Annotated in this window: 25 protein-coding genes, 1 rRNA gene and 1 riboswitch; of the genes, 15 read left to right on the forward strand and 11 right to left on the reverse strand. The window is 69.8% G+C overall.

The genetic code is table 11. The features are described from left to right. From rrf to ACWC0C_RS15940, 11 genes are all read left to right on the forward strand, one after another. Positions 1-95, forward strand: a 5S ribosomal RNA gene (gene rrf, locus ACWC0C_RS15890); the annotation flags it as partial. A 107-nt stretch (positions 96-202) separates the two neighbouring features. Next, on the forward strand, positions 203-811 hold the full coding sequence (locus ACWC0C_RS15895) for a CDP-alcohol phosphatidyltransferase family protein (RefSeq protein WP_449201849.1): 609 nt from the start codon (positions 203-205) through the stop codon (positions 809-811). Between the two features lie 115 nt (positions 812-926). Continuing rightward, entirely contained in the window at positions 927-3,422 is a 2,496-nt protein-coding gene (locus ACWC0C_RS15900; protein WP_449201850.1) for a sugar phosphate nucleotidyltransferase, read from the forward strand. A 132-nt stretch (positions 3,423-3,554) separates the two neighbouring features. Then, complete coding sequence (locus tag ACWC0C_RS15905; protein WP_450864519.1) at positions 3,555-4,463, forward strand: DUF881 domain-containing protein; 909 nt, start codon at positions 3,555-3,557, stop codon at positions 4,461-4,463. Beyond that, complete coding sequence (locus ACWC0C_RS15910) at positions 4,460-4,792, forward strand: small basic family protein (RefSeq protein WP_003988855.1); 333 nt, start codon at positions 4,460-4,462, stop codon at positions 4,790-4,792. The genes ACWC0C_RS15905 and ACWC0C_RS15910 overlap by 4 nt, the downstream gene beginning before the upstream one ends. Positions 4,793-4,797: 5 nt before the next feature. Then, positions 4,798-5,637 (forward strand): DUF881 domain-containing protein, encoded by an 840-nt coding sequence (locus ACWC0C_RS15915; protein ID WP_450864520.1) that lies wholly within the window; start codon positions 4,798-4,800, stop codon positions 5,635-5,637. A gap of 190 nt (positions 5,638-5,827) precedes the next feature. Then, positions 5,828-6,655 (forward strand): FHA domain-containing protein, encoded by an 828-nt coding sequence (locus ACWC0C_RS15920; protein WP_449201853.1) that lies wholly within the window; start codon positions 5,828-5,830, stop codon positions 6,653-6,655. Positions 6,656-6,698: 43 nt separating this feature from the next. Next, the gene (gene ftsR / locus ACWC0C_RS15925) at positions 6,699-7,436 is read left to right on the forward strand and encodes a transcriptional regulator FtsR (protein ID WP_450864521.1); all 738 of its coding nucleotides are present in this window, start codon (positions 6,699-6,701) and stop codon (positions 7,434-7,436) included. Between the two features lie 85 nt (positions 7,437-7,521). Continuing rightward, positions 7,522-7,995 carry a bifunctional nuclease family protein gene (locus ACWC0C_RS15930; protein ID WP_026253112.1) on the forward strand — a complete coding sequence of 158 codons (474 nt, stop codon included), beginning with the start codon at positions 7,522-7,524 and terminating at the stop codon, positions 7,993-7,995. Between the two features lie 228 nt (positions 7,996-8,223). Then, positions 8,224-8,868 (forward strand): MerR family transcriptional regulator, encoded by a 645-nt coding sequence (locus ACWC0C_RS15935; RefSeq protein ID WP_449201855.1) that lies wholly within the window; start codon positions 8,224-8,226, stop codon positions 8,866-8,868. A 55-nt stretch (positions 8,869-8,923) separates the two neighbouring features. Beyond that, on the forward strand, positions 8,924-10,408 hold the full coding sequence (locus ACWC0C_RS15940; protein WP_450864522.1) for a DNA polymerase IV: 1,485 nt from the start codon (positions 8,924-8,926) through the stop codon (positions 10,406-10,408). Here the strand turns inward: ACWC0C_RS15940 and ACWC0C_RS15945 are convergent. After that, the gene (locus tag ACWC0C_RS15945; RefSeq protein WP_069782074.1) at positions 10,330-10,701 is read right to left on the reverse strand and encodes a PRC-barrel domain-containing protein; all 372 of its coding nucleotides are present in this window, start codon (positions 10,699-10,701) and stop codon (positions 10,330-10,332) included. The two genes, ACWC0C_RS15940 and ACWC0C_RS15945, sit on opposite strands and share 79 nt — an antisense overlap. 119 nt (positions 10,702-10,820) lie before the next feature. After that, positions 10,821-10,915: riboswitch (glycine riboswitch) on the forward strand. Positions 10,916-11,083: 168 nt separating this feature from the next. Here ACWC0C_RS15945 and gcvP point away from each other — a divergent pair. Beyond that, on the forward strand, positions 11,084-13,969 hold the full coding sequence (gcvP, locus tag ACWC0C_RS15950) for an aminomethyl-transferring glycine dehydrogenase (RefSeq protein WP_450864523.1): 2,886 nt from the start codon (positions 11,084-11,086) through the stop codon (positions 13,967-13,969). Between the two features lie 54 nt (positions 13,970-14,023). Here the strand turns inward: gcvP and ACWC0C_RS15955 are convergent, their stop codons facing one another. The 8 genes from ACWC0C_RS15955 to ACWC0C_RS15990 all read right to left on the reverse strand — a co-directional run bounded on the left by ACWC0C_RS15955 (position 14,024) and on the right by ACWC0C_RS15990 (position 21,674). Beyond that, positions 14,024-14,443: a TOBE domain-containing protein gene (locus ACWC0C_RS15955; protein WP_449201858.1), complete on the reverse strand. Its 420-nt coding sequence runs from the start codon at positions 14,441-14,443 to the stop codon at positions 14,024-14,026. 27 nt (positions 14,444-14,470) lie between these two features. Continuing rightward, positions 14,471-15,583 carry an ABC transporter ATP-binding protein gene (locus ACWC0C_RS15960; protein ID WP_450864524.1) on the reverse strand — a complete coding sequence of 371 codons (1,113 nt, stop codon included), beginning with the start codon at positions 15,581-15,583 and terminating at the stop codon, positions 14,471-14,473. Next, positions 15,580-16,440 carry a molybdate ABC transporter permease subunit gene (gene modB, locus ACWC0C_RS15965; protein WP_450864525.1) on the reverse strand — a complete coding sequence of 287 codons (861 nt, stop codon included), beginning with the start codon at positions 16,438-16,440 and terminating at the stop codon, positions 15,580-15,582. Before modB ends, ACWC0C_RS15960 begins: the two co-directional genes overlap by 4 nt. Continuing rightward, positions 16,437-17,264: a molybdate ABC transporter substrate-binding protein gene (modA, locus tag ACWC0C_RS15970; RefSeq protein ID WP_450864526.1), complete on the reverse strand. Its 828-nt coding sequence runs from the start codon at positions 17,262-17,264 to the stop codon at positions 16,437-16,439. Before modA ends, modB begins: the two co-directional genes overlap by 4 nt. Before the next feature lie 286 nt (positions 17,265-17,550). Next, the gene (locus ACWC0C_RS15975; protein WP_449201862.1) at positions 17,551-17,946 is read right to left on the reverse strand and encodes a TOBE domain-containing protein; all 396 of its coding nucleotides are present in this window, start codon (positions 17,944-17,946) and stop codon (positions 17,551-17,553) included. 296 nt (positions 17,947-18,242) lie between these two features. After that, on the reverse strand, positions 18,243-20,198 hold the full coding sequence (locus ACWC0C_RS15980; protein WP_449201863.1) for an APC family permease: 1,956 nt from the start codon (positions 20,196-20,198) through the stop codon (positions 18,243-18,245). 269 nt (positions 20,199-20,467) lie between these two features. Then, complete coding sequence (locus ACWC0C_RS15985; protein WP_450864527.1) at positions 20,468-21,025, reverse strand: hypothetical protein; 558 nt, start codon at positions 21,023-21,025, stop codon at positions 20,468-20,470. Positions 21,026-21,143: 118 nt separating this feature from the next. Beyond that, positions 21,144-21,674: a universal stress protein gene (locus tag ACWC0C_RS15990; RefSeq protein WP_449201865.1), complete on the reverse strand. Its 531-nt coding sequence runs from the start codon at positions 21,672-21,674 to the stop codon at positions 21,144-21,146. Positions 21,675-21,898: 224 nt separating this feature from the next. On the opposite strand from ACWC0C_RS15990, the gene ACWC0C_RS15995 reads away from it, so the two are divergent. The 3 genes from ACWC0C_RS15995 (at position 21,899) to ACWC0C_RS16005 (ending at position 25,036) form a co-directional block, all read left to right on the forward strand. Beyond that, the gene (locus ACWC0C_RS15995) at positions 21,899-23,194 is read left to right on the forward strand and encodes an extracellular solute-binding protein (protein ID WP_450864528.1); all 1,296 of its coding nucleotides are present in this window, start codon (positions 21,899-21,901) and stop codon (positions 23,192-23,194) included. A gap of 7 nt (positions 23,195-23,201) precedes the next feature. After that, positions 23,202-24,209, forward strand: a complete 1,008-nt coding sequence (locus tag ACWC0C_RS16000; RefSeq protein WP_450864529.1) for a carbohydrate ABC transporter permease — start codon at positions 23,202-23,204, stop codon at positions 24,207-24,209. A gap of 62 nt (positions 24,210-24,271) precedes the next feature. Next, positions 24,272-25,036, forward strand: coding sequence for a carbohydrate ABC transporter permease (locus ACWC0C_RS16005; RefSeq protein WP_450864682.1), 765 nt, complete (start codon positions 24,272-24,274; stop codon positions 25,034-25,036). A 95-nt stretch (positions 25,037-25,131) separates the two neighbouring features. Here the strand turns inward: ACWC0C_RS16005 and ACWC0C_RS16010 are convergent, their stop codons facing one another. Together ACWC0C_RS16010 and ACWC0C_RS16015 are read right to left on the reverse strand one after the other, a co-directional pair. Further along, a complete protein-coding gene (locus ACWC0C_RS16010; protein ID WP_030603474.1) occupies positions 25,132-25,338 on the reverse strand; it encodes a DUF5999 family protein in 207 nt (68 codons plus the stop codon). A gap of 277 nt (positions 25,339-25,615) precedes the next feature. Beyond that, complete coding sequence (locus ACWC0C_RS16015; protein ID WP_449201868.1) at positions 25,616-26,215, reverse strand: hypothetical protein; 600 nt, start codon at positions 26,213-26,215, stop codon at positions 25,616-25,618. Between the last annotated feature and the right edge of the window lie 524 nt (positions 26,216-26,739).

Here is a 26,739-nt window from a genome sequence, read left to right on the forward strand (position 1 = left end):
AAACGCCCGGTTACATTCCGAACCCGGAAGCTAAGCCTCACAGCGCCGATGGTACTGCAGGGGGGACCCTGTGGGAGAGTAGGACGCCGCCGAACTCCTTTTACAGCTCCGGCTCTTGGGCTCTGCCCAGGGGCCGGAGCTTTTTTGCGTTGAGGTAGGGTCAGGGGGCATCGTTGGCTCGTTTCGCACAGGAGGCCCCCGGGTGGAGGTCCAGGAGACCCGTGTCCAGACAGACCGGGTCCTCACCATCCCCAACATCCTCAGCATGGCACGGCTCGTCGGCGTACCCCTCTTCCTGTGGCTGATCCTCCGGCCCGAGTTCGGGGGGCCCAAGAGCGACGGCTGGGCCCTTCTCGTGCTGGCTTTCAGCGGGGTCAGTGACTATCTGGACGGCAAGCTCGCCCGACGCTGGAATCAGATCAGCAGTCTGGGCCGGCTCCTCGACCCCGCCGCCGACCGGCTGTACGTACTTTCCACGCTGGTCGGTCTCACCTGGCGGGAGATTCTCCCGATCTGGCTGACCGCCCTCCTGCTCGCGCGAGAGCTGATGCTCCTGGTGATGGTGGGCATCCTCCGCCGGCACGGGTATCCGCCGCCGCAGGTGAACTTCCTCGGGAAGGCGGCAACCTTCAACTTGATGTATGCCTTCCCGTTGCTGCTCCTTAGCGATGGCAGCACCTGGATCGCGTCACTCGCGGCAGTTTTCGGATGGGCGTTCGCCGGGTGGGGTACAACCCTCTACTGGTGGGCAGGAGTGCTCTACGTGGTACAGGTCCGCCGTCTGGTTCGTGCGGACGCCATGGCCGATTGAGCTCGGCGATTGTCCGGACGTAACGCCACGATGGCCCGCGGTGGAAAAGTGCGGGACAATCTGGACGGGTGAAGTCGGCTAGACCGTCGTCTCTTGTGAGGAGGACGCTTCCGACATGAAGGCCGTCGTGATGGCCGGGGGCGAAGGCACTCGCCTGCGCCCGATGACCTCCAGCATGCCCAAGCCGCTCCTGCCCGTGGCCAACCGCCCGATCATGGAGCACGTGCTACGGCTGCTCAAAAGGCACGGGCTCACCGAGACCGTTGTCACCGTGCAGTTCCTGGCCTCGCTCGTCAAGAACTACTTCGGCGACGGCGAGGAGCTCGGAATGGAGCTCACCTATGCCAATGAGGAGAAGCCACTCGGTACCGCCGGAAGCGTCAAGAACGCGGAAGAGGCGTTGAAGGACGATGCCTTCCTCGTCATCTCCGGTGATGCCCTGACCGACTTCGACCTCACGGAGCTGATCAATTTCCACCAGGAGAAGGGCGCGCTGGTCACGGTCTGTCTGACCCGGGTGCCCAATCCCCTGGAGTTCGGCATCACCATCGTCGACGAGGAAGGCAAGGTCGAGCGTTTCCTGGAGAAGCCGACCTGGGGGCAGGTCTTCTCCGACACGGTCAACACGGGCATCTACGTCATGGAGCCCGAGGTATTCAACTACGTCGAAGCCGATGTTCCGGTCGACTGGTCCGGTGATGTCTTCCCGCAGCTGATGAAGGACGGCAAGCCGATCTACGGCTTTGTCGCCGAGGGCTACTGGGAGGACGTCGGCACCCATGAAAGCTATGTGAAAGCCCAGGCCGACGTGCTGGAGGGCAAGGTCAACGTCGACATCGACGGCTTCGAGATCTCTGCCGGCGTATGGGTGGCGGAAGGTGCCGAGGTGCATCCGGATGCCGTACTGCGCGGGCCGCTGTACATCGGCGACTACGCGAAGGTCGAGGCCGGCGCGGAGATCCGCGAGCACACGGTCGTCGGCTCGAATGTCGTCGTCAAGAGCGGTGCCTTTCTGCACAAGGCCGTGGTGCACGACAACGTGTACGTCGGGCAGCACAGCAATCTGCGCGGCTGTGTCGTCGGCAAGAACACCGACATCATGCGTGCCGCGCGGATCGAGGACGGAGCGGTCATCGGTGACGAGTGCCTGATCGGCGAGGAATCGATCGTTCAGGGCAACGTCCGGGTCTATCCGTTCAAGACCATCGAGGCCGGCGCCTTCGTCAATACGTCCGTCATCTGGGAGTCCAGAGGGCAGGCCCATCTGTTCGGCGCCCGTGGTGTGTCCGGCATCCTGAACGTGGAGATCACACCGGAATTGGCGGTGCGGCTGGCCGGTGCCTATGCGACGACCCTCAAGAAGGGCTCCACGGTCACCACGGCCCGCGACCACTCCCGAGGCGCCCGTGCGCTCAAGCGGGCGGTCATCTCCGCGCTGCAGGCCAGCGCCATCGACGTACGCGACCTGGAGAACGTACCGCTGCCCGTGGCCCGGCAGCAGACGGCGCGGGGTAGTGCCGGCGGCATCATGATCCGGACCTCGCCCGGTGTGCCGGACTCGGTGGACATCATGTTCTTCGACGGCAACGGCGCGGACCTGTCGCAGGGCAGCCAGCGCAAGCTGGACCGCGTGTTCGCGCGGCAGGAGTACCGGCGGGCGTTCCCCGGTGAGATCGGCGACCTGTACTTCCCGGCGAGCGTCTTCGACTCGTACACCGGGTCGCTGCTGCGGAATGTCGACACGACCGGGATCGCGGAGTCCGGCATGAAGGTCGTCGTCGACGCCTCCAACGGCAGCGCGGGGCTGGTCCTGCCCAGCCTGCTGGGGAAGCTCGGGGTGGACTCCCTGACCATCAATCCGGGTCTCGACGAGTCCCGGCCCACCGAGACGGCCGAGATGCGGCGGAACGGTCTGGTCCGGCTCGGCGAGATCGTGGCGTCCTCGGGAGCCGCGTTCGGTGTGCGGTTCGACCCCGTGGGCGAGCGGCTGTCGCTCGTGGACGAGAAGGGCCGGATCATCGAGGACGACCGGGCCCTGCTGGTGATGCTGGACCTGGTGGCCGCGGAGCGGCGCAGCGGCCGGGTGGCGCTGCCGGTGACCACGACCCGGATCGCCGAGCAGGTGGCCGCCTACCACGGCACCCAGGTCGAGTGGACGACCACCTCGCCCGACGACCTCACGCGCGTGGGCGGCGAGGAGGGCACGATCTTCGGTGGTGACGGCAAGGGCGGGTTCATCGTCCCCGAGTTCAGCAGCGTCTACGACGGCACGGCGGCCTTCGTACGGCTGATCGGGCTGGTGGCGCGCACGCAGCTCACGCTGAGCCAGATCGACGCGCGGATCCCGCGGGCGCATGTCCTCAAGCGGGACCTGGCCACGCCGTGGGCCGTCAAGGGTCTGGTCATGCGGCGGGTCGTCGAGGCCGCGGGAGATCGCTTTGTCGACACGACCGACGGTGTGCGGGTCGTGGAGACGGACGGGCGCTGGGTGATGGTGCTGCCCGACCCGGCCGAGGCCGTCACCCATCTGTGGGCCGAGGGTCCCGACGACGCCTCGGCGCAGGCCCTGCTGGACGAGTGGTCGGCCGTCGTGGACAGCGCCGGGCGGTAAGGGACACACGCCACCCGGACGGAAAAACCCACGCACGCGCGCGTGCCGGACAAGTGTCCCCAAGGGGGGCCTGTCCGGCACGCCGGTGGGGCCGTTCGGAGTAATCGGCCGCGACATGCGACGATGTGCGGCATGCCGCAGCAACCCCCCGTTCGGAGCAGCCCCACGCGGCCGCAGCGCCCGGACGCCTCCATGTCGTTGATCAACAACGTCATGGACCACAGCCTCGACGACGGGTACGCCGAGGCCGCCGCCCGGAGGAAGTCCGAGGGCGAGGGCGGGCTGCCCAAGACGCTGAGGGCGAAGCTGGGGCTCGCGGCAGGCCTCGTCCTCGCGGCACTGGTCGTGACCGTCGGGGCGGCACAGACGCGGGCCGCGGCGCCGGTGGTGGCCAAGGAGCGCCAGGAGCTGATCGACCGCGTCGACACGGAGACCGCGAGCGCGGACAAGCTGGAGGGAACCGTCGACAAGCTCCGGGACGACGTCAGCGCGCGCCAGCGGGCGGCGCTGAGGTCGAGCGGCGGCAGTACAGAGGCGGACCTGGTGAGCGTGCTGTCGGGAGCCACCGCCGTCCACGGGCCGGGCGCCAAGCTCGTCGTGAACGACGCCAAGGAGGCCAGCTCCGGCGGTGACGGCACCAATCCGCGGGAGACCTCGGGTTTCTCCGACACCGGGCGGGTTCGTGACCGGGACATGCAGCGTGTGGTCAACGGGCTGTGGGCGTCCGGCGCGGAGGCTATCTCGATCAACGGGCAGCGGCTGACCTCCCTGTCCGCGATCAGGGCCGCCGGAGACGCGATACTGGTCGACAACAGGCCGCTGGTGCCGCCGTACACGGTGCTGGCGGTGGGGGATGGGACACGGTTGAGCAGCGGGTTCCAGAACAGCGCCGACGGACTGTACCTGCATGCCCTGGAGCAGAATTTCGGCATCCGCGCCACCATCTCCGCGGAGGGTGACGTACGGTTGCCCGCCGCACCGAGCGTGATCGTACGTACAGCACAGCCGAGCACCGAGAAGACTGAGAAGGGCACATCGTGATCGCCGTACTGGGCCTCGTCGTGGGAGTCGTGGCCGGCCTCTTGGTCCGGCCCGAGGTTCCGGCGGTCGTCGAGCCTTATCTGCCGATCGCCGTCGTCGCGGCGCTGGACGCCGTGTTCGGCGGCCTGCGGGCCATGCTCGACGGCATCTTCGACGACAAGGTCTTCGTGGTGTCGTTCCTGTCGAACGTGGTCGTCGCCGCCTTGATCGTGTTCCTGGGTGACAAGTTGGGCGTGGGCGCGCAGCTGTCCACGGGGGTCGTGGTGGTCCTGGGCATCCGGATCTTCTCCAACGCCGCGGCGATCCGGCGGCACGTGTTCCGGGCGTGACACCGATGAGCGAGCAGAACGAACAGAACGAGCAGCCGGAGAACAGGCTGCGCAAGGAGCTGCCGGATGAGGTGCCCGCGAGGGCACCGGAGCCGGAACCCGAGCAGAAGACGCAGGAGCCGACGACCGGCCGGCAGCGGCTGGTCAAGGGGCTGTGGCCGCCGCGGGTCACCCGGGCCCAACTCATCGTCGCCCTGCTGCTGTTCGGCCTCGGCTTCGGCCTGGCCGTGCAGGTGGCGTCGAACAGCAACAGCGACAGCGCGCTGCGCGGAGCCCGGCAGGAAGATCTTGTTCGCATCCTCGATGAACTGGATTCGCGTACTCAGCGTCTTGAGGACGAGAAGCAGGGACTCGAAAAGCAGCGCCAGGAACTGCAGAGCAGCTCCGACCAGGCGGCGGAGGCGCGCAAGCAGACGGCCGAGAAGGAGAAGCAACTCGGCATCCTGGCGGGCACCGTGGCGGCGCAGGGTCCCGGCATCACGATGACGATCGAGGATACGAAGGGGACGGTCAAGGCGGACATGCTGCTCGACGCGATCCAGGAGTTGCGTGCGGCCGGTGCCGAGGCGATCCAGGTCAACGGGATACGGGTGGTCGCGGGCACCTACTTCACGGACTCCGGCAACGGTGTCGGCGTCGACGGGAACAAGATCAACGCCCCCTATCGTTTCAAGGTCATCGGCAAGCCGCAGGACCTGGAGCCCGCGCTGAACATCCCGGGAGGCGTGGTGCAGACGCTGGAGAAGGAGCAGGCCACGGTGACGGTCGAGCAGTCCGACAAGATCGTTGTGGACGCCTTGCGACAGGCGAAGCGGCCTGACTACGCTCGGTCGTCCTCCCAGTGAACCGGCGGTGCATGGGGGACGGCAGGCAGGGGCATGAGGTTGCGGGGGGTCGGCGCATCGAAGGGGTGGTGCGTGGTGGAAACTGTCTGGTGGATACGGACGTTGTGAGAATGTCCGGCTCTGCCGGTGTAGGCAATCAGGGTTCGTCCTGCCCCACGGGCGGGTCTGTTTCGGTCAAGGGGAATCGCCCGTGAAGTTGTTTGCGAAGTTGTTCGGCAAGAGCGCGCGAGAAGGCAGCGACAACGCGACCGCTCGGCATCGCGCACAGCCCGACGCGGAGGGTCAGCGCCCGCTGTTCCGGGATCAGGTCGCTGGTCCGGGCGGTGACATTTCCGGAGGTCAGGGCGGGGCGTCGGTTGACCCTGCCCAGTCCGGCGGCATAGGTTTCGGGCAACCGTCAACCTCAGGTACGGGTGGAGGGTTCGCCCCCGGCCCGTACGCGTCCAACGCCCCGGCGGGGCAGCCGCAGGAGGATCCGTCCATGTCGGTCCTGGTGTGTACGAGGTGCGGTAACCGCAACGCGGAGAACGCCCGCTTCTGCTCCAACTGTGGCGCGCCGCTGCGCCCCGGGGTGGCGCCGGAGCGTGCCTCCGAGACGACGTCCACGATCTCGATCTCCGGTCTCGAGGCCTACGACTCCGAGGTCACCGGTCAGACGCAGGTGCCGATGCTGTCGCCGGAGGCGCAGGCTGCGGTCGACGCGCTGCCGATGGGCTCGGCGCTGCTGGTGGTGCGCCGGGGACCGAACTCGGGCAGCCGTTTCCTCCTCGACAGCGACCTGACCACGGCCGGCCGTCACCCGCAGAGCGACATCTTCCTGGACGACGTCACGGTCTCGCGGCGGCACGTGGAGTTCCGGCGCTCCCCGGACGGCTCGTTCACAGTGGCCGACGTGGGCAGTCTGAACGGCACGTACGTCAACCGTGAGCGGATCGACCAGGTGGCTCTGTCCAACGGTGACGAGGTGCAGATCGGCAAGTACCGGCTGGTGTTCTACGCGAGCCGGCAGGGCATCTGACCCGCCCCCGGACCGGTGTCCGGGGGGACCCCAGGGAAGGTCCATGCTTCAAACACCGAGCGGCGGTGCCCGAAGCGGTACCGCCGCCAGGGACAGCGGGCTGGTGAGCATCGGCACGGTGCTGAACGCGTTGCGCGACGAGTTCCCCGAAGTCACCATCTCCAAGATCCGTTTCCTGGAGTCCGAGGGGCTCGTCGAGCCGCAGCGGACCCCTTCGGGGTACCGCAAGTTCAGTGCCGGGGATGTCGAGCGCCTGGCCCATGTGCTGAGGATGCAGCGGGACCACTATCTGCCGCTCAAGGTGATCCGTGACCACCTGGACGCCATGGAGCGGGGTGAGGCCGTCCAGCTGCCCGTCGTGGGGCGTCAGCGCACGGCGGAGGATGTTCCGGAGGCACCTGTGACGCCCACGGTGGCCCGGGTGGGCAGGGCCGAGCTGCTGGCGGCCGCGGACATCGACGAGGGCGAGCTGAAGGAGTGGGAGTCGTACGGGCTCATCGCTCCGCTGGAGGACGGGTCGTACGACGCCGAGGCGGTCACCGTGGTCTCGCTCGTGGCGGAACTGGGCCGGTTCGGGATCGAGCCACGCCACCTTCGGGTGATGAAGGCCGCCGCCGACCGCGAGGCCGGACTCGTCGACCAGGTGGTTGCCCCGCTCAAGCGCCACCGCAACCCGCAGACCAGGGCACATGCCGAGGCGCGTACGAAGGAGCTGGCCGCGCTCACGGTGAAGTTGCACGCGGCACTGGTACAGACCGCGCTCGGGGTGCGGCTGCCCTGAACGCCGGGGGCTGCCCGCGGCCGGATCGGGCACCTGTTCCCGGCCCGACTACCCAAACATCCCGGGCACGGCCTAGGGTTGCTGTGTGAACGAGCTCGATGTCGTAGGTGTCCGGGTCGAAATGCCCTCCAACCAACCGATCGTGCTCCTGCGCGAAGTGGGAGGCGATCGTTACCTCCCCATCTGGATCGGTCCGGGGGAGGCGACGGCGATCGCGTTCGCCCAGCAGGGGATGGCCCCTGCCAGGCCGCTGACCCACGACCTGTTCAAGGACGTGCTGGAGGCCGTCGGCCAGGAGCTGACCGAAGTACGCATCACCGACCTGCGGGAAGGCGTCTTCTACGCGGAGCTGGTCTTCGCCAGCGGGGTCGAGGTCAGTGCCCGTCCCTCCGATGCCATAGCGCTGGCCCTGCGCACCGGAACGCCGATCTACGGCAGTGACACGGTGCTGGACGACGCCGGCATCGCCATTCCGGACGAGCAGGAGGACGAGGTGGAGAAGTTCCGCGAGTTCCTCGACCAGATCTCGCCCGAGGACTTCGGCACCAGCAGCCAGTGAGCGTGAGCGGCCGACGCGCGCCGACGCCTGCTGAGCGGGCAATTGCCACCGGCCATTGAGAGCGTCCTACGGCTTCCCGCGAACGCATTCGGCTAGCCTTTCCCCGCGGTGGGGCACGGGAAACCACTCCTAGGGTGATTATCACTCGGCGTGCCGAGTGTGGCGATCGTTGACGCACCCCTGGTGACTGCCTACCGTCGAGAAGGCAGGTCAAGGACGGAGGTCGGCGTGAGAACCAGCGGCGACGGTACGGCTGGGGGTGCTCCCGTGCGCGGTTTCGGGGAGAGCGGTCCGTACCCGGTTCACAGCAGCGCGGTGGGTCACGCTCCGCAGCGGCCGACGGTGGTGCCGAACGGCGGAGGGGCGGCGTCCATGGCATCGGAAGAGATCGGCTACCGCGGGCCTACGGCCTGCGCGGCCGCGGGCATCACCTACCGGCAGCTCGACTACTGGGCGCGCACCGGCCTGGTCGAGCCGAGCGTGCGGCCCGCGTACGGGTCGGGCACACAGCGTCTGTACAGCTTCCGGGACGTCGTCGTCCTGAAGATCGTGAAGCGGTTCCTGGACACCGGGGTCTCGCTGCAGAACATCCGCACGGCTGTCCAGCACCTCAGAGAACGCGGTTTCCGTGACCTGGAGCGGATGACGCTGATGAGCGACGGCGCCACGGTGTACGAGTGCACCTCGCCGGACGAGGTCCACGCCCTGCTCCAGGGCGGTCAGGGCATCTTCGGGATCGCCGTCGGCGTGGTGTGGCGGGACGTGGAAAGCGCGCTCTCCCAGCTGCACGGCGAGCGCATCGACACCGGCGAGACGCTCGTCGGGCACAACCCCGCGGACGAGCTGGCGCGGCGGCGCAACCGGGCGGTCTGACACCGGCGCGCTCCGGGACCCGGCATTGTCAGTGCCGTGGTGCAGCATCGGAGATGTGAGAAACGCGCCCACGATCCTGCATCTCGACATGGATGCCTTCTACGCCTCGGTGGAACAGGCATCCAAGCCGAGCCTGCGCGGGAAGGCGGTCGTCGTGGGCGGGCTCGGACCGCGCGGGGTGGTGGCCACCGCGTCGTACGAGGCACGGGTCTTCGGGGTCCACTCGGCGATGCCCATGGCCCAGGCACGCCGGCTGGCACCCAACGCCGCGTATCTGGTGCCGCGCTTCACCGTGTACCGGGCGATCAGCGAGCAGGTGATGGCGCTGCTGCGGGAGCTGTCGCCGCTGGTGGAGCCGCTCAGCCTGGACGAGGCGTTCGTGGACCTGGAGGCGGGCGGGACGGCCGGGGACGAGGAGTCGGCGCGGCTGGCCGGGATCAAGCTGCGCGCGGACATCCGGGCGGTCACGGGGCTCACCGGATCGGTGGGGCTCGCCGCCTCCAAGATGCTCGCCAAGATCGCCTCCGAGCAGGCCAAGCCGGACGGCCTGGTGGTCATCGACCCCGGCACCGAGCGGGCCCTGCTCGGCCCCATGCCGGTGCGGACCCTGCCCGGGGTCGGGCCGGCCACCGGGGACCATCTGCGCAGAGCCGGGATCACGACCGTTGAGGAGCTCGCCGAGGCCGGGGAGGACGAGCTGGTGCGACTGCTGGGCAAGGCGCACGGGCACGCGTTGTACGCCATGGCGCTGGCCCGCGACGAGCGGCCCGTGGTGGCCGAGCGCGAGGCGAAGTCGGTGTCGGTCGAGGACACCTACGACGTGGACATCCATGACCGGCTGCGGATCGGGCTGGAGGTGCAGCGGCTCGCCGACCGGTGCGTGGGGCGGCTGCGCGGGGCCGGGCTGTCGGGGCGGACCATAGTGCTGAAGGTGCGCAGGTACGACTTCTCGACGCTGACCCGCTCCGAGACGCTCAGGGGGCCCACGGACGATCCGGCGGTCGTCCGGGAGGCGGCGGCGCGGTTGCTGGACTCCGTGGACACCACGGGTGGGGTACGGCTGCTGGGTGTGGGCGTTTCCGGGCTCGCCGACTACACGCAGGAGGATCTGTTCGCACAGGCCATGCCCTCGCGGGCGGCGGAGGCGCCGGAGGAGGCCGAGGCCGAGGTTGTCGTAGAGCGGCCGGAGCCCGTCGAAAGGCACTGGCGGGCGGGACAGGACGTCAGGCACGCGGAGTACGGGCACGGGTGGGTGCAGGGGAGTGGGCTGGGACGGGTGACGGTGCGGTTCGAGACGCCGCAGTCGCCTCCGGGGAGGGTGCGGACGTTCCTCGTCGGGGATCCTGCGCTGGAGTCCGCTGATCCGTTGCCGTTGGTTGCGGATCTTTCCCACCCGCCCGCTCGTCTCGGTCGGTCGAGCAGTGACCGACACGGGGCTCCGCCCCGGACCCCAGGGGACGATCAGGTCTCCTCCGACCCCGCCAGCTTGCCGAAGTCGTGGTCCGGGGCTGAGGGAGGTGAGGCTACGTCGAGGCCGTAGTGGTGGTAGAGCTGGAGTTCCTGTTCGGGGGAGAGGTGGCGGCCCACGCCGAAGTCGGGGGCATCCTTGATCAGGGCGCGGTCGAAGGGGACGCGGAGGGAGCCTTCGACCAGTTCGCTCGGCTCCAGGGGGACGAAGGCGTCGCGGGAGAAGAGGCCGGTGCGTATGGCCGCCCACTCGGGCACGCCGGTCGCGTCGTCGAGGTAGACCTCGTCGATGGTGCCGATCTTGGTGCCATTGCGGTCGAACGCCTTGCGGCCGATCAGGTTGCGCGGATCGATCTCGGTCTGCACGGTCCCTCTCCCTCCACTTGGTCGCAACTCATCCGTAAGCACTACAAAAGAGCACATTCAGGGAGCCGGCCACTCGAGGGCTCGGGCGTTGACCCCGCTGGTAGGCTGACAGCGGCTGCTGACCCCGTGCGGGAGAGTCCTCCGACCACCTCGGAGGCGCCGAAGGAGCAAATCCTCCCCGGAATCTCTCAGGCTCACGTACCGCACGGACGAGGTCACTCTGGAAAGCAGGGCGGGTGTCGACGGCTCCCGCCCTCACCGACGGTGAAAGCCGGGGCATACCCGGTGAAGCTCTCAGGTTGAGATGACAGAGGGGGAGGCCGTCCGGGCACCCGCGCCGTGGTGCCCTTCGAAGGTCGTGTCAGACCAGGAGGCCTCCGCAATGACCGCCCATCGCATTCCGCTCTCGGAGCTCGAAGCGGGCATCCCGTTCGAGCAGCGCCACATCGGGCCCGACCAGGAGGCGCGGGCCAAGATGCTCGCCCAGGTCGGCTACGGCTCGCTGGACGAGCTGACCGCCGCGGCGGTCCCGGATGTGATCAAGAACGCCGACGCCCTCGACCTGCCGGGCGCCCGCACCGAGGCCGAGGTGCTTGCCGAGCTGCGCTCGCTCGCCGACCGCAACCAGGTCCTCGATTCCATGATCGGGCTCGGGTACTACGGGACGTTCACTCCGCCGGTCATCCTGCGCAACGTCATGGAGAACCCGGCCTGGTACACGGCCTACACGCCCTACCAGCCGGAGATCTCCCAGGGGCGGCTCGAAGCCCTGCTGAACTTCCAGACCGTGGTCGCCGACCTGACCGGTCTGCCCACCTCGGGTGCCTCCCTCCTCGACGAGGGCACCGCCGCCGCCGAGGCCATGGCGCTCTCGCGGCGCATGGGCAAGAACAAGAAGGGCCTGTTCCTGGTCGACGCGGACGCCCTGCCGCAGACCATCGCCGTCATCGAGACGCGCGCCGAGCCGACCGGGGTCGAGGTCGTCGTCGCCGACCTCAGCGACGGTATCCCGGCCGACATCGCCGCGCGTGAGATCAACGGCGTGCTGATCCAGTACCCGGGCGCCTCCGGTGCCGTCCGGGACATCAAGCCGGTCATCGACCAGGCGCATGAGCTCGGCGCGCTCGTCACCGTCGCCGCCGATCTGCTCGCCCTGACCCTGCTGACCTCCCCGGGCGAGCTGGGTGCGGACATCGCCGTCGGCACGACCCAGCGCTTCGGCGTGCCGATGGGCTTCGGCGGTCCGCACGCCGGCTACATGGCGGTGCACGAGAAGTTCGCGCGCAGCCTGCCCGGCCGCCTGGTGGGCGTCTCCGTCGACGCGGACGGGAACAAGGCCTACCGGCTCGCCCTGCAGACGCGTGAGCAGCACATCCGCCGTGAGAAGGCGACCAGTAACATCTGCACCGCGCAGGTGCTGCTCGCCGTGATGGCCGGCATGTACGCCGTCTACCACGGGCCGGAGGGGCTCAAGGCCATCGCCGGGCGGACGCACCGGTACGCCACGATCCTCGCCGAGGGGCTGAAGGCCGGCGGCGTCGAGATCGTCCACGGCGCCTTCTTCGACACCATCACCGCGCGCGTGCCCGGCAAGGCCGCCGACGTCGTCGCCGCCGCCCGGGAGAACGGGGTCAACCTCCACCTGGTCGACGCCGACCATGTCACCCTGGCCTGTGACGAGACCACCAAGCGGGCCCAGCTGGCCGCCGTGTGGTCCGCCTTCGGGGTCGAGGGCGACATCGAGGCGCTGGATGCGACCGCCGAGGACACCCTGCCCGAGGCGCTGCTGCGCACCGACTCCTACCTCACCCACCCGGTCTTCCACGATTACCGCTCCGAGACCGCGATGCTGCGCTACCTGCGCAGGCTGGCCGACCGCGACTACGCGCTCGACCGCGGCATGATCCCGCTGGGCTCCTGCACCATGAAGCTCAACGCGACCACGGAGATGGAGCCGGTCACCTGGCCCGAGTTCGGCCAGCTGCACCCCTTCGCCCCGGCCGAGCAGGCGCAGGGCTACCTGACGCTCATCCGCGAGCTGGAGGAACGTCTCGCCGAGGTCACCGGGTACGACAAGGTCTCCCTCCAGCCGAACGCCGGTTCGCAGGGCGAGCTGGCCGGTCTGCTCGCCGTACGCGGCTACCACCGCGCCAACGGCGACGAGCAGCGCACCGTCTGCCTGATCCCCTCCTCCGCGCACGGCACCAACGCGGCCAGCGCCGTGATGGCCGGCATGAAGGTCGTCGTCGTCAAGACCGCCGAGGACGGCGAGATCGACGTCGAGGACCTGCGGGCGAAGATCGAGCAGTACCGCGACGAGCTGGCGGTGCTGATGATCACCTACCCGTCCACGCACGGTGTGTTCGAGGAGCACGTCGCCGACATCTGCGCCCAGGTGCACGAGGCCGGCGGCCAGGTGTACGTCGACGGCGCCAACCTCAACGCCCTGGTCGGCCTCGCCAAGCCGGGCCACTTCGGCGGTGACGTCTCGCACCTGAACCTGCACAAGACGTTCTGCATCCCGCACGGCGGCGGTGGTCCGGGCGTCGGCCCGGTCGGTGTGCGCGCACACCTGGCGCCGTACCTGCCGAACCACCCGATGCAGCCGGCTGCCGGCCCGGAGACGGGCGTGGGCCCGATCTCGGCGGCGCCGTGGGGCAGCGCGGGCATCCTGCCGATCTCCTGGGCGTACGTCCGCCTGATGGGCGGCGAGGGTCTCAAGCGCGCCACGCAGGTGGCCGTGCTCTCCGCGAACTACGTGGCCAAGCGCCTGGAGCCGCACTACCCGGTGCTCTACACCGGTCCCGGCAACCTGGTCGCGCACGAGTGCATCATCGACCTGCGTCCGCTGACCAAGGCGACCGGCGTCAGCGTGGACGACGTCGCCAAGCGGCTCATCGACTACGGCTTCCACGCGCCGACCATGTCCTTCCCGGTGGCCGGCACGCTGATGATCGAGCCGACCGAGTCCGAGGACCTGGCCGAGCTGGACCGTTTCTGCGACGCGATGATCGCCATCCGCGCGGAGATCGAGAAGGTCGGCGCGGGTGAGTGGCCGGCGGAGGACAACCCGCTGCGCAACGCCCCGCACACCGCGGCCGCGCTCGGCGGTGAGTGGACGCACGCCTACAGCCGTGGGGAGGCCGTCTTCCCGGCCGGTGTCTCGGCCGCCGACAAGTACTGGCCGCCGGTGCGCCGTATCGACCAGGCCTTCGGCGACCGCAACCTGGTGTGCTCCTGCCCGCCGCTGGACGCCTACGAGGACTGAGCGAGCGGTGGTGCGCAGGGCCCCGTCCGGTTTCCGGGCGGGGCCCTCGCCGTGTCAGGCCGTCGCCAGCGCCACCTCGGTGGACTTGATCAGGGCGACCACGGAGGAGCCGGCGGAGAGACCGAGGTCGGAGGCCGACTCCTTGGTGATGGCGGAGGTCATCGAACCGCCCTGGATCGAGATCTTCACGGTGGCCATCGCGGCGCCGGTCGCGATGTCGGTGACGGTGCCCGGCAGCTGGTTGCGGATCGAGACGCGGTCGATCGGGGCGGTGGCCAGGGAGACCTCGGTGGACTTCACCAGGGCCCGTACCGGGGAGCCTTCGGACAGGCCGAGGTCCCGGGCCGCCTCCAGGGTGATCGCTGCGGTCAGGTCCTGACCGCCGTCCAGACGGATCTTCACGGTGGCCATGGCCTCGCCCGGCTGGATCGCGGTGACCGTGCCGGGGAGCTGGTTGCGGATGCTCAGGGTCATGGACCTCACCGTAGAGCGGCCGCCCGTTCAGGCCGGGTATGCGTGAGTCTGGGTTGCTTTGACCGTCGCCCAGACAGCGGCGCCCGGGTGCAGACCGAGGTCGGCGGCGGCGACCGTGGTGAGGTCCGCGGCGAGGGGGAGTTCGCCGGTGAGGCCGGCGCGGATCTGGTCGCCGTGGGTCTCCAGGCCGGCCACCTCGCAGCGCCAGAGGTTACGGGCGCTGGCGCCGGTGGGCCGGTCCCGGAAGAGGGTGACCGCGGACGGCGGGAACGCCACGAACACCGGGCCGGACAGGTCTTCCGTAGTGGTGATCGAGGGGCCCGCGTCGAGTCGTACCGCGTGTCCGTCCGCCTGGCCCCGGTAGAGGTTGAGGCCGACGAGCTGGGCGATGTAGTCGGTGCGCGGATGGCGGGCGATGTCGGCCGGGGTGCCCTCCTGGACGACCCGGCCGTGCTCTATGACGACCAGGCGGTCCGCGAGCACCATGGCGTCCAGCGGATCGTGTGTGACCAGGACGGCGACCGCCTCGAACTCGGCCAGGTGGCGGCGGAGTTGGGCACGGACCTCCAGGCGGGTGCGGGCGTCCAGGGCGGCCAGCGGCTCGTCCAGGAGCAGCAGCCGGGGGTGCGTGGCCAGGGCGCGGGCGAGGGCCACGCGCTGGGCCTGCCCGCCGGACAGGCGCCGGGGCTTGGCGCCCGCGTGGCCGGCCAGGCCCATGCGGTCCAGCCAGGCCGCTGCCTGCGCGCGGGCCTCGGCCTTGCTCGCGCCCTGGCAGCGCGGGCCGAAGGCGACGTTGTCCAGGGCGGACAGGTGCGGGAAGAGCAGGTAGTCCTGGAAGACGACGCCGACCGGGCGGGACTCCGGAGGGGTGCGGTCCAGGGTCGTGCCGTCCAGACGCAGATGGCCGTCGGTGAGGGGGGTGAGTCCGGCGAGGGCGCGCAGGGCCGTGGTCTTCCCGGCGCCGTTGGGTCCGAGGAGGGCGACGACGTCTCCGGGAGCGGCGGTGAGCGTCATGTCCAGACGGAATGAGGGGCGGTCGACGACGAGGTGGGCGTCCAGGCCGGTGGTCGGCCGCGGCTGTGGGAGGGGGGTGGGGGGCTGGTCCTCGGCGGTTGCGGGTGTGGGGCGGGGGTCTGTCATCGCGTTGTCATCCAACGGTCTCGCAGACCCGCCAGCACCGCGATCGACACCACCAGCAGGACCAGGCTGAGGGAGACGGCGGCGTCGGGGTCGTTCTGCAGGGCCAGGTAGACCGCGAGGGGCATGGTCTGGGTGCGGCCGGGGAAGTTGCCCGCGAAGGTGATCGTCGCGCCGAACTCGCCGAGCGCGCGGGCCCAGGCCAGGACCGCGCCCGCCGCGATGCCCGGCGCGATCAGCGGCAGGGTGACCCGGCGGAACGCGGTGAAGCGGGACGCGCCGAGCGTGGTCGCCGCCTCCTCGAAGCGCGGGTCGGCCGCACGCAGGGTCCCCTCGACGCTGATGACCAGGAACGGCATCGCGACGAACGCCTCCGCGATCACGACCCCGGTGGTGGTGAACGGCAGAGTGATCCCGAACCAGGCGTCCAGCCACTTGCCGATCACCCCGTTGCGGCCGAGGGCCAGCAGCAGGGCCACGCCGCCGACCACCGGTGGCAGCACAAGGGGCAGGGTCACCAGGGCTCGTACGAACCCGCGGCCGGGGAACTGCGTACGGGCCAGCAGCCAGGCCAGCGGCACGCCCAGGACGAGGCTGACGGCCGTTGCCGCCGTGGCGCTGACCAGGGACAACTGGAGTGCCTGCCACACCTCGGTGCTGGACAGCCGGCCCGGCAGGCCGCGCCAGGGGGCGCGGGCGAGCAGCGCGACCAGCGGCAGCAGCAGGAACGCCAGCGCCAGCAGGCCCGGCAGCAGCAGCGGCAACGGCGCCCCGCGTCGGCCCCCCGTGCCGACGCGGCGACGCCGCGGCCGGTCCGTGCGGGGACCGGTCGCGGCGCCGGGCTTGTGGAGCGAGGTCACGGCTTGAGGAACCCGGCCCCGCTCAGCACCTTCTGGCCCTCGGCGGACTGCACGAGGGCGATGAAAGCCTTGGCGGTCTCGGTGTTCTGCGCGTTCTTCAGCAGGACGATCGGGTAGTCGTTGATCGCCTTGGCGGACTCGGGGAACTCCACGCCCTCCACCTTGCCACCCGCGGACTTCACATCGGTCTTGTAGACGACCGCGGCGTCCGCCTCCTTCAGCTCCACCTTGTTCAGGGCGGACTTGACGTCCTGCTCGTAGGAGGCAGGGGTGAGCTTGAGCTTGGCGGCGTCCAGGGCCTTCTGGGCCGCGGCCCCGCACGGCACCGTCTTGTCGCACAGCACGACCTTCAGGCCGGACTTGGTGAGGTCCTTCAGGGAGGACACCTTGTCGGGGTTGCCCGGCAGGGTGGCGATCTCCAGCTGGTTGCGGACGAAGGTGGCCGGGGTGCCGGCCGCGTCCTTCTTGTCCGTCACGATCTTCATGGTCTTGGGGCTGGCGGCGGCGAACACATCCGCCGGGGCGCCGCCGGTGATGCTCGCGGCGAGCGTGTCGCTGCCGCCGAAGTTGAAGCTGACCTTGGTGCCCGGGTGCTGCTGCTCGAACTCCTTGCCCAGGGCCGTGAAGCTCTCCTTCAGGGAGGCGGCGGCGAACACGGTGACGTCGCCGGACAGCTTCGGCGAGGCCGACCCCGAGGAGGACGAGGTGTCCTTGGACTTGGACGAGTCCGACGAGGAGGAGCAGGCGCTCAGCGCCACAAGGGCGGCGGCTCCCGCACCGGCCACCTGCAGCATCCGCCGGGTCCGGCGCACGGAACGGGTCATCACGGTTGTACTCCTCGCGTTCTGTGGAACAACTGTCGCGCCCTGTCACGGCGGTAGATCCGGCCGTGCGGCGATGATACTGCCGCATCTGCCAGTGATAAGTCTCCTGTTACATCGCATGAGCTGCGAACTTGTGACTTGTAGCTTGCATGTGCGTTCGTACGGTGCGGAACTCGGCCTGTGGGGAGAGGCCGCGCTGCTGAGGCGTGAAACCAGCGGAGTTGACCGTCACGGACCTGGAGGATCCGGTGGCCCACCGGGCGCTGGGGGCCAGGGAGCTGTCGTGTCAGACGCGGTCGATGTGCACGTTGGTGGACTTCACGCGCGCGGTGGCCTCCATGCCGACCTCCAGGCCCAGTTCCTCGACGGCCTCCCGGGTCAGCAGCGACACCAGTCGGTGCGGGCCCGCCTGGATCTCCACCTGGGCGGCGACATCACCGAGCTTGATCGCCGTGACGATGCCGGGGAACGCGTTGCGGGCGGAGGTGTAGGAGGCGTCCTCCTCGCCGCCGCCCGCCTTGGCCAGTTCGACGGAGAACGCGGCGAGGTCCCTGCCGTCGATGAGCCGCCGCCCGGACTCGTCGCGATGGGTCGCCACCCGGCCCGCGTCGGCCCAGCGGCGGGCGGTGTCCGGGCTCACGCCGAGCAGCCGCGCCGCCTGGCCGATCGTGTAGGACTGCATGGCGGTCACGATAGGGCCACCACCCGGGAACCGTGCACGTGGGGTTGGCCGTTGGGTATAACGCGATATGACGTTACTGCGTCATGATGGGGGCCGTGCGCGAGGGCGACTGGGCGGTGCCGCGCCGGATGGAGATCGCCTCGGTCTGGGGCCATGTGACCCTGGACTTCTCCAGCGCCGTGATCACGCACGACCGCCTCCGCATCGACCTGGACATGCGCGGCGGCACCCTGCGGTTGCTCACCCGGCCCGGACCTACCTCGCTGCGGCCTACCCCCGTCGGGCCTCGGCCGGTGTCACCCGGTGTGCACCCGCGGCCGGCGCACCCGGTCCGGTTCCGCCTCGCGCAGGACCTCGCGGGTGACCGGGGCGACCTCGCCCTGCCCGAAGAGGAAGAAGCGCAGGAAGTTGGCGAAGGGGTTGCCCTCGGTCCACTCGAAGTAGATGTGCGGGGTGCAGCGCGTGCTGTCCCTGACGTGCAGCAGCAGCGCGGCCAGGGCGTTGGGGATGGAGGCCGACTCCAGGGTCAGCACGCGGTAGCGGTCGTGCAGGACCTCGCCGCGCACGGTCAGGCTCGCCTCGAATTCGGAGGGGTCGGTGACCGTGACCTCGACGAAGACGAAGTCCTCCTGCTCGGGCATGTCGTTGTCGGCGCGGATCTGCTCGATCTTGTCGCGGTACTCGGCCTTGTCCCGGTGGCCGGGCTCGTTGGCGATGAACCGCATCTTGCGGCTGGCCATGTCCCGGACGAAACGTTCCGCCATCGGGTCGAGCGTCACGCTGGTCACGCGCAGCTCGAAGGCACGGGCCAGCCGGGATGCCAGCGAGACGAGGATGATGCCGGCGATGAAACAGGCACCGATCTTCACACCGTCCGGGCGCTCGATCACGTTCACGACGGTGGTGTAGAGGAACACCGCCGAGATCACGCCGAACCCGATGGTCCAGTTGCGTTGCCGGGCCTTGCGGGCGGCGATGGTCACCGCGATCGCGGCCGAGCTGATCAGTACGAGCACACCGGTGGCATAGGCGCCGCCCTGCTTGTCGACGTTGGCGTCGAAGATCCAGGTCACCAGGAACGCGACCAGCGTGAAGACGATGACCATCGGACGGACCGCGCGCGCCCAGTGCGGGGCCATGCCGTACCGGGGCAGGTAGCGCGGCATGAGGTTGAGCAGGCCCGCCATCGCGGAGGCGCCGGCGAACCACAGGATGGCGATGGTCGAGACGTCGTAGACCGTGCCGAAGGCGCCACCGAGGTACTGGTGCGCGAGGTAGGCGAGGGCACGGCCGTTGGCCGGGCCGCCCGTCTTGAAGTCGTTCTCCGGGATCAGCAGCGTGGTGATGAAGCTGGTGGCGATCAGGAAGCAGCTCATGATCAGCGCGGCGGTCGTGAGCAGCTTCTTGGTGTCCCGGATCCGGCCCTTCGGCTTGGCCTCGGTGTCGTCCGGGTCGCCCTGGACGTGCGGCATGACGGCGACACCGGTCTCGAAGCCGGACAGGCCGAGGGCGAGTTTCGGGAAGACGAGCAGCGCCACGCCGACCATGACGAACACGTTGCCGTGTTCCGCCGTCAGGGCGGTGCTCCAGTCGGTGACGACGTGCCCGGCGGTGACGACGTGGTAGAGGCCGACGATCACGACGACCAGGTTGAGCGCGAGGTAGATGCCGACCAGGGCGACCGCGACACCGATCGCCTCCAGGAAGCCCTTGAGGAACACCGCGCCGAGCAGCGCCACCAGGAACAGCGTGATCAGCATCTGGTGGCCGTGCAGGGCGCTGGTCAGGTGCGGGTTCTCCACCAGGTGGGTGGAGGCGTCCGCGGCCGACAGCGTGATGGTGATGAGGAAGTCGGTGGCCGCGAAGCCCAGCAGGGTGAGCACGAACAGCTTGCCCTGCCAGAACGACAGCAGTCGCTCCAGCATCGCGATCGAGCCCTCGCCGTGCGGGCTCTCCTCGGCCACACGGCGGTAGACCGGGAGGGCGCCGGCCAGGGTGACGATGACCAGCACGATGGTCGCGATCGGGGAGAGCAGACCGGCCGCCAGGGCCGCGATGCCCGGCTGGTAGCCCAGGGTCGAGAAGTAGTCGACACCGGTCAGGCACATCACGCGCCACCAGCGCTGGCCCTTGTGCGGGGGCTCCGGTTCGGCGTGGGGCCCGGTGTGTCCACCGTGCTTGCCCATGTCGGACAGCCCCTCCAGCATCCAGTTGCGCAAGCGACTGGGAGGGGCGTGCTCGGTCGTGGCCATCGGTGGGCTCCTGTGTGCGGCTCAGCTCTTTTCCGGCCATCAAGCGGACGGCGGCACCAGCGTATGCGGAGAGTGATGCATGGGCCCATGGATCCGGGGCCGGGAGGCGTCAATCTTGCGTTAAGAATGGCGCGGGAGGAGCAGGGTCGCATCAAGAAGCGGAGGCCGGAGTGGTTCGCCGGGAGCGCGGCCGTTCGGGTCGCTTGCCGCAGGGCCGACCCGGGGGCGACCACCGAGTGTCATGGTTTCAGGGCGTCTGACACACCACCTCACTCCATGCCGGAGGCCCGGAACACGCCCAGGGCCGTCTCGCGGTCGACGCGCCGGGCGAGGCGGTGCAGGGCGGTCGTGCCGCACAGCAGCGTGCCGGCCGCCTCGGACACCCGGGCGCCCTCGTCGAGCAGGTACCAGAGGTCCGGATTGCGGAGCAGGACCTCGGGGTCGATCTCGATCCGGTTGCCGAGGGCGTCGCGCAGGACCAGGCGCTGCGCGACGCCGTCCAGCGGGCGCACCGCGATCAGCAGATCGGTGCGGACCCTACGGGTGCCCAGCAGACGGCGCGTGGCCAGCCAGCCCGCGCCGGCCGACACCCGCACCGGGAGCAGAACGAGCAGCAGGAGCAGGGCGATGCCCACCCACAGGGCACCGCGCCACCAGGTGAGGGTGCCGGCCGCCCAGTCGATGAACAGCAGCAGCCCCAGCAGGACACCGGCGCAGCGCAGCGATGTGCGCACGTCCGCCGCCCAGTCGCGGTCGAGCACCACCCCGGCGGTGCCGCTCGGGTGCGAGCCCGTGAGCCGGGCGCCGGTGTCGTCGCGATGCCTCATGTCCGAGACGGTAGACAGTCCCGGCCCTGCCGGAACCGGGCCGTGGCGCACCTTGACGCTGCCCTGACGGCGGACGGGCCGTTCTTGACGCCCTGCCGACGCGGCCGGTCGGGTGCCCTCACAAGCCCCGGATGTCCATGCGCAGATGCCAGGTGTTGCGTCGGTGGACCGAGAGCAGTTCCGACTCCAGCGGGGACGGGGGCACCGCGAGTACCGGACAGACCGCGTGCGCCAGGCAGTGCCGGGAGACCCGGCCCGAGAAGGCGCGCTGCAGGCCGCGCCGGCCGGCGCCCACGACCAGGACGTCGCCTTCCCGGTCCGCGGTCGTCACCAGGGCGGGGCCGGGGGCGCCGCGGACGACGACGGCGTGCAACGGCACGCCGGGGGAGTCCACGCCGAAGATCTCCTCGAGCACCGCGGCCAGTCGCTGTGCGGCCAGCCGCTGCCAGTCCTCGACCAGCAGACCGGCGGCGGGGCAGCGGCGCGCGGCGGGGTCACCGCCCGGCGGCTCCCAGGCCAGCACCGGCCACAGTTCGGCTCCGAGGCGGCGGGCCAGCGTGGTGGCCCGCCGCAGGGCCGTGACGCTGCCCAGGGAGCCGCTCACACCGACCACCACCCGAGGAGCCGCCGAGGCGTCGTAACCGGACATCACTTCACCGTTCCTCGCGGGCGACGCCGGGTGTCTCGCGCGCGGACGTGCCCGCCCTGCAAGGCCGTTGCTTCCTTCCATCCCACTCCCGTACGGGCGATTCGACCAGCCGGGCGGACGGTTCTTTCCGAGGCGTCCTTACACCTTGACGCGCCCAACTCGCGTTCCTAGAGTCCCGGTTCGGAACATTCGGGATTTGGATCGAAAGTTTCGAAGGAGGCACGATGGGCGACCCCGCACTGTCCCGCCGCGGCTTTCTGGCGGCCTCTGTCGCCGCCGGGCTCGGTGTGACCGCACTCAGCGGCTGCGGCGGCGACTCGGACGGAGGGTCGTCCTCGGGGACGACCACGGTCGAATGGTGGAACATCTCGACCACCGAACCCACCAAAACCGTGTGGGCCGGTCTCGCCAGGAAGTTCGAGGCACAGAACCCCAAGGTCAAGATCAAGATCGTCCAGTTGGAGAACGACGCCTACAAGTCGAAGATGACCGCGCTGACCGCCTCAGGGAAGCTGCCGGACATCTTCCACACCTGGGGCGGGGGCGTCCTCAAGCAACAAGTGGACGCCGGGCTCGTCGAGGACCTCACCGACCGCACCAAGCCCTGGGCCGACGGGCTGCTGCCGGTGGCCGGACAGCCGTACCTCCTCGACCAGAAGGTGTACGGCATCCCTTTCGACATCGGCATGGTCGGCTTCTGGTACAACAAGGCACTCTTCAAGAAGGCCGGGATCAGCGCGCCCCCGGCCACCTGGAGCGCCTTCCTGGACGCCGTGCGCAAGCTCAGGTCCGCCGGGATCACCCCGCTGGCGCTGGCCGGCAAGGAGAGCTGGACCGGCATGTACTACTGGGCGTACCTCGCGATGCGCACCGCGGGGGCCGACGCCCTGCACAGAGCCGACGAGAAGAAGGACTTCGGCGACGGCGGCCTCGTCCAGGCCGGGCAGCATCTGAAGGACCTCGTCGCCCTCCGGCCCTTCCAGAACGGCTTCCTCGGGGCCGCCTACTCCTCCCCCACCGGACAGGCCGCGACCGTCGGCAACGGCAAGGCGGCGATGGAACTCATGGGCCAGTGGGCGCCGGTCGTGGAGGCGGACGCGGGCAAGGGGCTCGGCGCGAACCTCGGCTTCTTCCCGTTCCCCGAAGTCGAGGGCGGCGCCGGGAAGATCACCGAGGTGTTCGGCGGAGGCGGCGGCCACGCCCTGCGCAAGGGCGCCCCGCAGGCGGCCGTGGACTTCCTGGAGTTCTTCGCCTCCGAGGCCACCGACGAGGAACTGGTGAAGAAGACCGGTGTCCTGCCCGTCGTTCCGGCGGCCGAGAGCGCGCTCACCGACCCCGATCTCAAGGCCGTACAAGCCCGGTTGAAGGGCGCCACCGGCTTCCAGCTCTACCTCGACCAGGCCTACGCCCCCGCCCTCGGCCAGCAGGTCAACGACAGCGTGGCCGGACTGATCGCCGGGTCCAAGTCCCCGCAGCAGGTCACGGACGCGATCACCAGCACGGCGAAGCAAGAGCAGTAGGCGCCCGATGACCTCCACCTTCCTCCCGGACGGACGGGGCAAGCGGAGCCGACCCGAGGCGGTCCTGCCGGCCCCCGTGGCCGGCGCGGCCCGGCAGCGCTCGCGTCGGCGGGCGCTGCACTGGCTCACCGCCGTCGGCCTCCAGTTGCCCGCCCTCGTGCTCTTCGGCGTCCTGGTGCTGCTGCCGATCCTGTTCGCCCTGTACGCGTCCTTCTTCCGCTGGGGCGGCTTCGGGATGCCGTCCGACTACACCGGCACCGACAACTTCAGCCGTCTGCTGCGAGATCCCGTCTTCCTCGGCGATCTGTGGCGCTGTGTGCTGCTGGTCGTGCTGTCACTGGCGCTGCAACTGCCGTTCGCGCTCGCGATGGCCGTACTGCTCAACCAGAAGCTGCGCGGCCGGGCGGTGTACCGCATGCTGTTCTTCGCGCCGTACGTGCTGTCCGAGGCCGTCACCGGCGTGCTGTTCGGCATGATCTTCGCCCCGGACGACGGTCTCGCCGACCATGTTCTCGGCGGCCTCGGGCTCGACGGGCTCGGCGGCCAGTGGTTCGCCGGCACCTCCACCGTGCTGGCCACGCTCTTCCTCGTCATGACGTGGAAGTACTTCGGCTTCCACATGATGCTCTACCTGGCCGGCCTCCAGGCCGTCCCCGCCGAGTTGACCGAGGCGGCGATCGTCGACGGCGCGGGCCCCTGGCAGCGCTTCCGGCATGTCACCCTGCCGCTCCTCGCGCCCACGCTGCGGATCAGCGTCTTCCTGTCCGTGATCGGGTCGATCCAGCTGTTCGACCTGGTGTGGGTGGTCACCGCGGGCGGCCCCGACCACCACTCCGAGACGATGGCCGTGACCATGTTCCAGTACGGCTTCAAGCGCTACCAGGTCGGCTACGCCAGCGCGATCAGCGTGGTCATGTTCGCCATCAGCCTCGTCTTCGCCCTCGCCTACCAGCGGTTCGTCCTGCGCCGTGACCTCGAAGGGGCCACCACCACCATGAGGGGAGCGGGAGCGTGACCATCCGCCGAAAGGGCCGTACCCTGCCGCTGCACGCCGTGCTGGTCGTGGTCGGCGCCGTCATGGCCGTACCCCTGCTGTACGCCCTCGTCTCCGGCTTCAAGTCCACCGGCCAGCTCTCCCGCAACCCGGTGGGCCTGCCCCGGCCCTGGGTGTTCGCCAACTACGGCGGCATCCTCGGCTCGGGTTCCTTCTGGCGGCTGGTCGGCAACAGCACGCTGGTCGCGGTCGGTACGACGGTGATCGTGGTCGCGGTCTCCGCGCTCGCCGCCTTCTCCTTCGCGCGGTTCGCCTTCCGGGGCCGGGAGGCGCTGTTCACGCTGTTCACCGTGGGGCTGATGTTCCCGTTCGCGGTGGCGGCGCTGCCGCTGTTCCTGCTGCTGCGCTCGATGGGCCTGCTGGACAACCCGCTGGGTGTGATCCTTCCGCAGGCCGCGTTCGGGCTGCCGATGACGATCATCATCCTGCGCGGCTTCTTCCGGCAGATCCCGGGCGAGCTGGAGGAGGCGGCCACGCTCGACGGCTGCGGACCGCTCGGCTTCTTCTGGCGGGTGCTGCTGCCGATGGCGCGGCCCGCGCTCGGCACGGTCTCCGTCCTCGCCGTCGTCACCAGCTGGAACAACTTCTTTCTGCCGCTGCTGGTGTTCACCGACTCCACCTGGTGGACCATCCCGATCGGTGTGCAGCAGTTCCAGGGCCAGTACTCGGCCGACACGGCACGCGTCTTCGCCTACCTCGTGCTCGCCATGGTCCCCGCCCTCGCCTGCTACTCGGTCGCCGAACGCCAGCTCGTCGGCGGACTGACCGCCGGCGCCACCAAGGGCTGAACACCGGCTACCCGCCGTAGCCGACCCCGGACACGCATCAGGGCCGGTGCGCACCGGATGGGTGCGGCCGGCCCTTTGGATCGCTCGTGCTCCGCTCAGGCGGCGGTCATCACCTGTTCCGCACCCAGCGGGCGGTGCGGGGCGATGATTCGGCCGTCGGGCAGCAGCTCACCGGTGTCCTCGAAGAGCAGGACGCCGTTGCACAGCAGGCTCCATCCCTGCTCCGGGTGGTGCGCCACGAGACGGGCGGACTCCCGGTCGGCGGACTCTGCTGGCGGACACGGCGGCTGGTGCTGGCACATGGGTGGGATCTCTCGCTCTGTCGTGGTCATGGCCGTCCCCCGTGGTGATAAGTCGGTCGGAATCCAGTGTTGCCCTCTGGGCGTCATTCCGCAGGGATTTCGCAGCACCGCTTCTCACAGGTTCATGACGCGTCACCCGCGCGGACGGTTCAGTCCAAGTGCACTGTCCCTTCGGGTGGTTCGCAGTGGCCGGATCGGGCTAGTCCGTGCAGGCCAGACCCTCTGACATGGGCGTACCCCGCTTCCCTCGCGGGCAAGCGGGGTACGCGGGCGGAGGTCAGGCCGGCGAGCCCAGCACGGGCGGCCCCAGCAGCGGCAGGGGTGTCGCGCGAGAGGTCAGCACCGGAAGCAACTCGGTGACCCGGAACGGGCGGTGCGCCGGGATGCCGGGCGGGGCCGGTGCGAGCGGGACGAGCAGATCGGTGCCGGCCGGGTGCCCCTCGGCGCCGTCGGCGGTGGTGTCCCCGTGCAGCCACAGGGTGAGCATGTACAGGCCGGGCACGGACAGCAGTCGCGCCTGGTAGGGCTGTGGCAGCGCCTCGGCCTGCTGCACGGCGCGCTCGGTGGAGGTGACGTAGGGGCCCTCGAAGAAGTGCGAGAAGGCCCAGCCGTCCGGGGTGAGCATGGTCTCGGCCGCGGCCACCGCCCGGTCGCCGCAGCGGATCAGGAAGCGCCAGCCCGCCAGTCGCGTCGCGGACAGGCCCTGCGCGGTGATCCGGTCCAGCACATGGACGGGCAGCGGGAGTTCGGGTGTCGTCGGGCCCTGCGCGGCGCGCAGGGAGGGGGTGCGGGCCTCACGGACCGCGGTCGGGGAACCGAGGGCGGTGAGGACGGAGCGCAGGGCAGGCGCGGGGGCAGGGGGCACGTGCAGCGGCATGTGGGTCGCCTCTCTCGTACGACAGGCGCGACGGCGCGAGGAGGGGTGGGGCGGACGGCGCTGTCTGCTCACGCAAGGCCGGAAGGGTGAGGGCCCGGGACGGTGAACAGGAGTGCGGCCGGCCTGCCACCCGTCACCATGACGGCCTGAACACGGCAGGAACCGGGACCGAGGGCGTCAGCCTTCTGCCTTGTGGGCGAAGTTTATACGACGCCTGTTCGGCCGTTGTTTCGTCTATCTCGATTCAGGAAGTCGCGCAAGACGGTAATACGCCGTAGATTTGCGGGACTCCTCCCGATTTCCTGACCGGCCCTCGGTCGCTGACCTCGCCATACGTTCCGCCAGCGGTCGGCCGAATGTCGTCGGCGTTTTTCACGAGGTGTTCGGGGCACCCGAAGACGCAGGCCGTGGCATGCCCCGTGAATGTGCCGCGGGGAACATTCCGACAGAGTAGCGGGTGCCGGGTCCGCGGGGGGCGTTATCTATCGCTTCCGTTGGGCATCATCCTCCCACTGACCCGGGAG

Source organism: Streptomyces sp. NPDC001709, assembly GCF_053596375.1.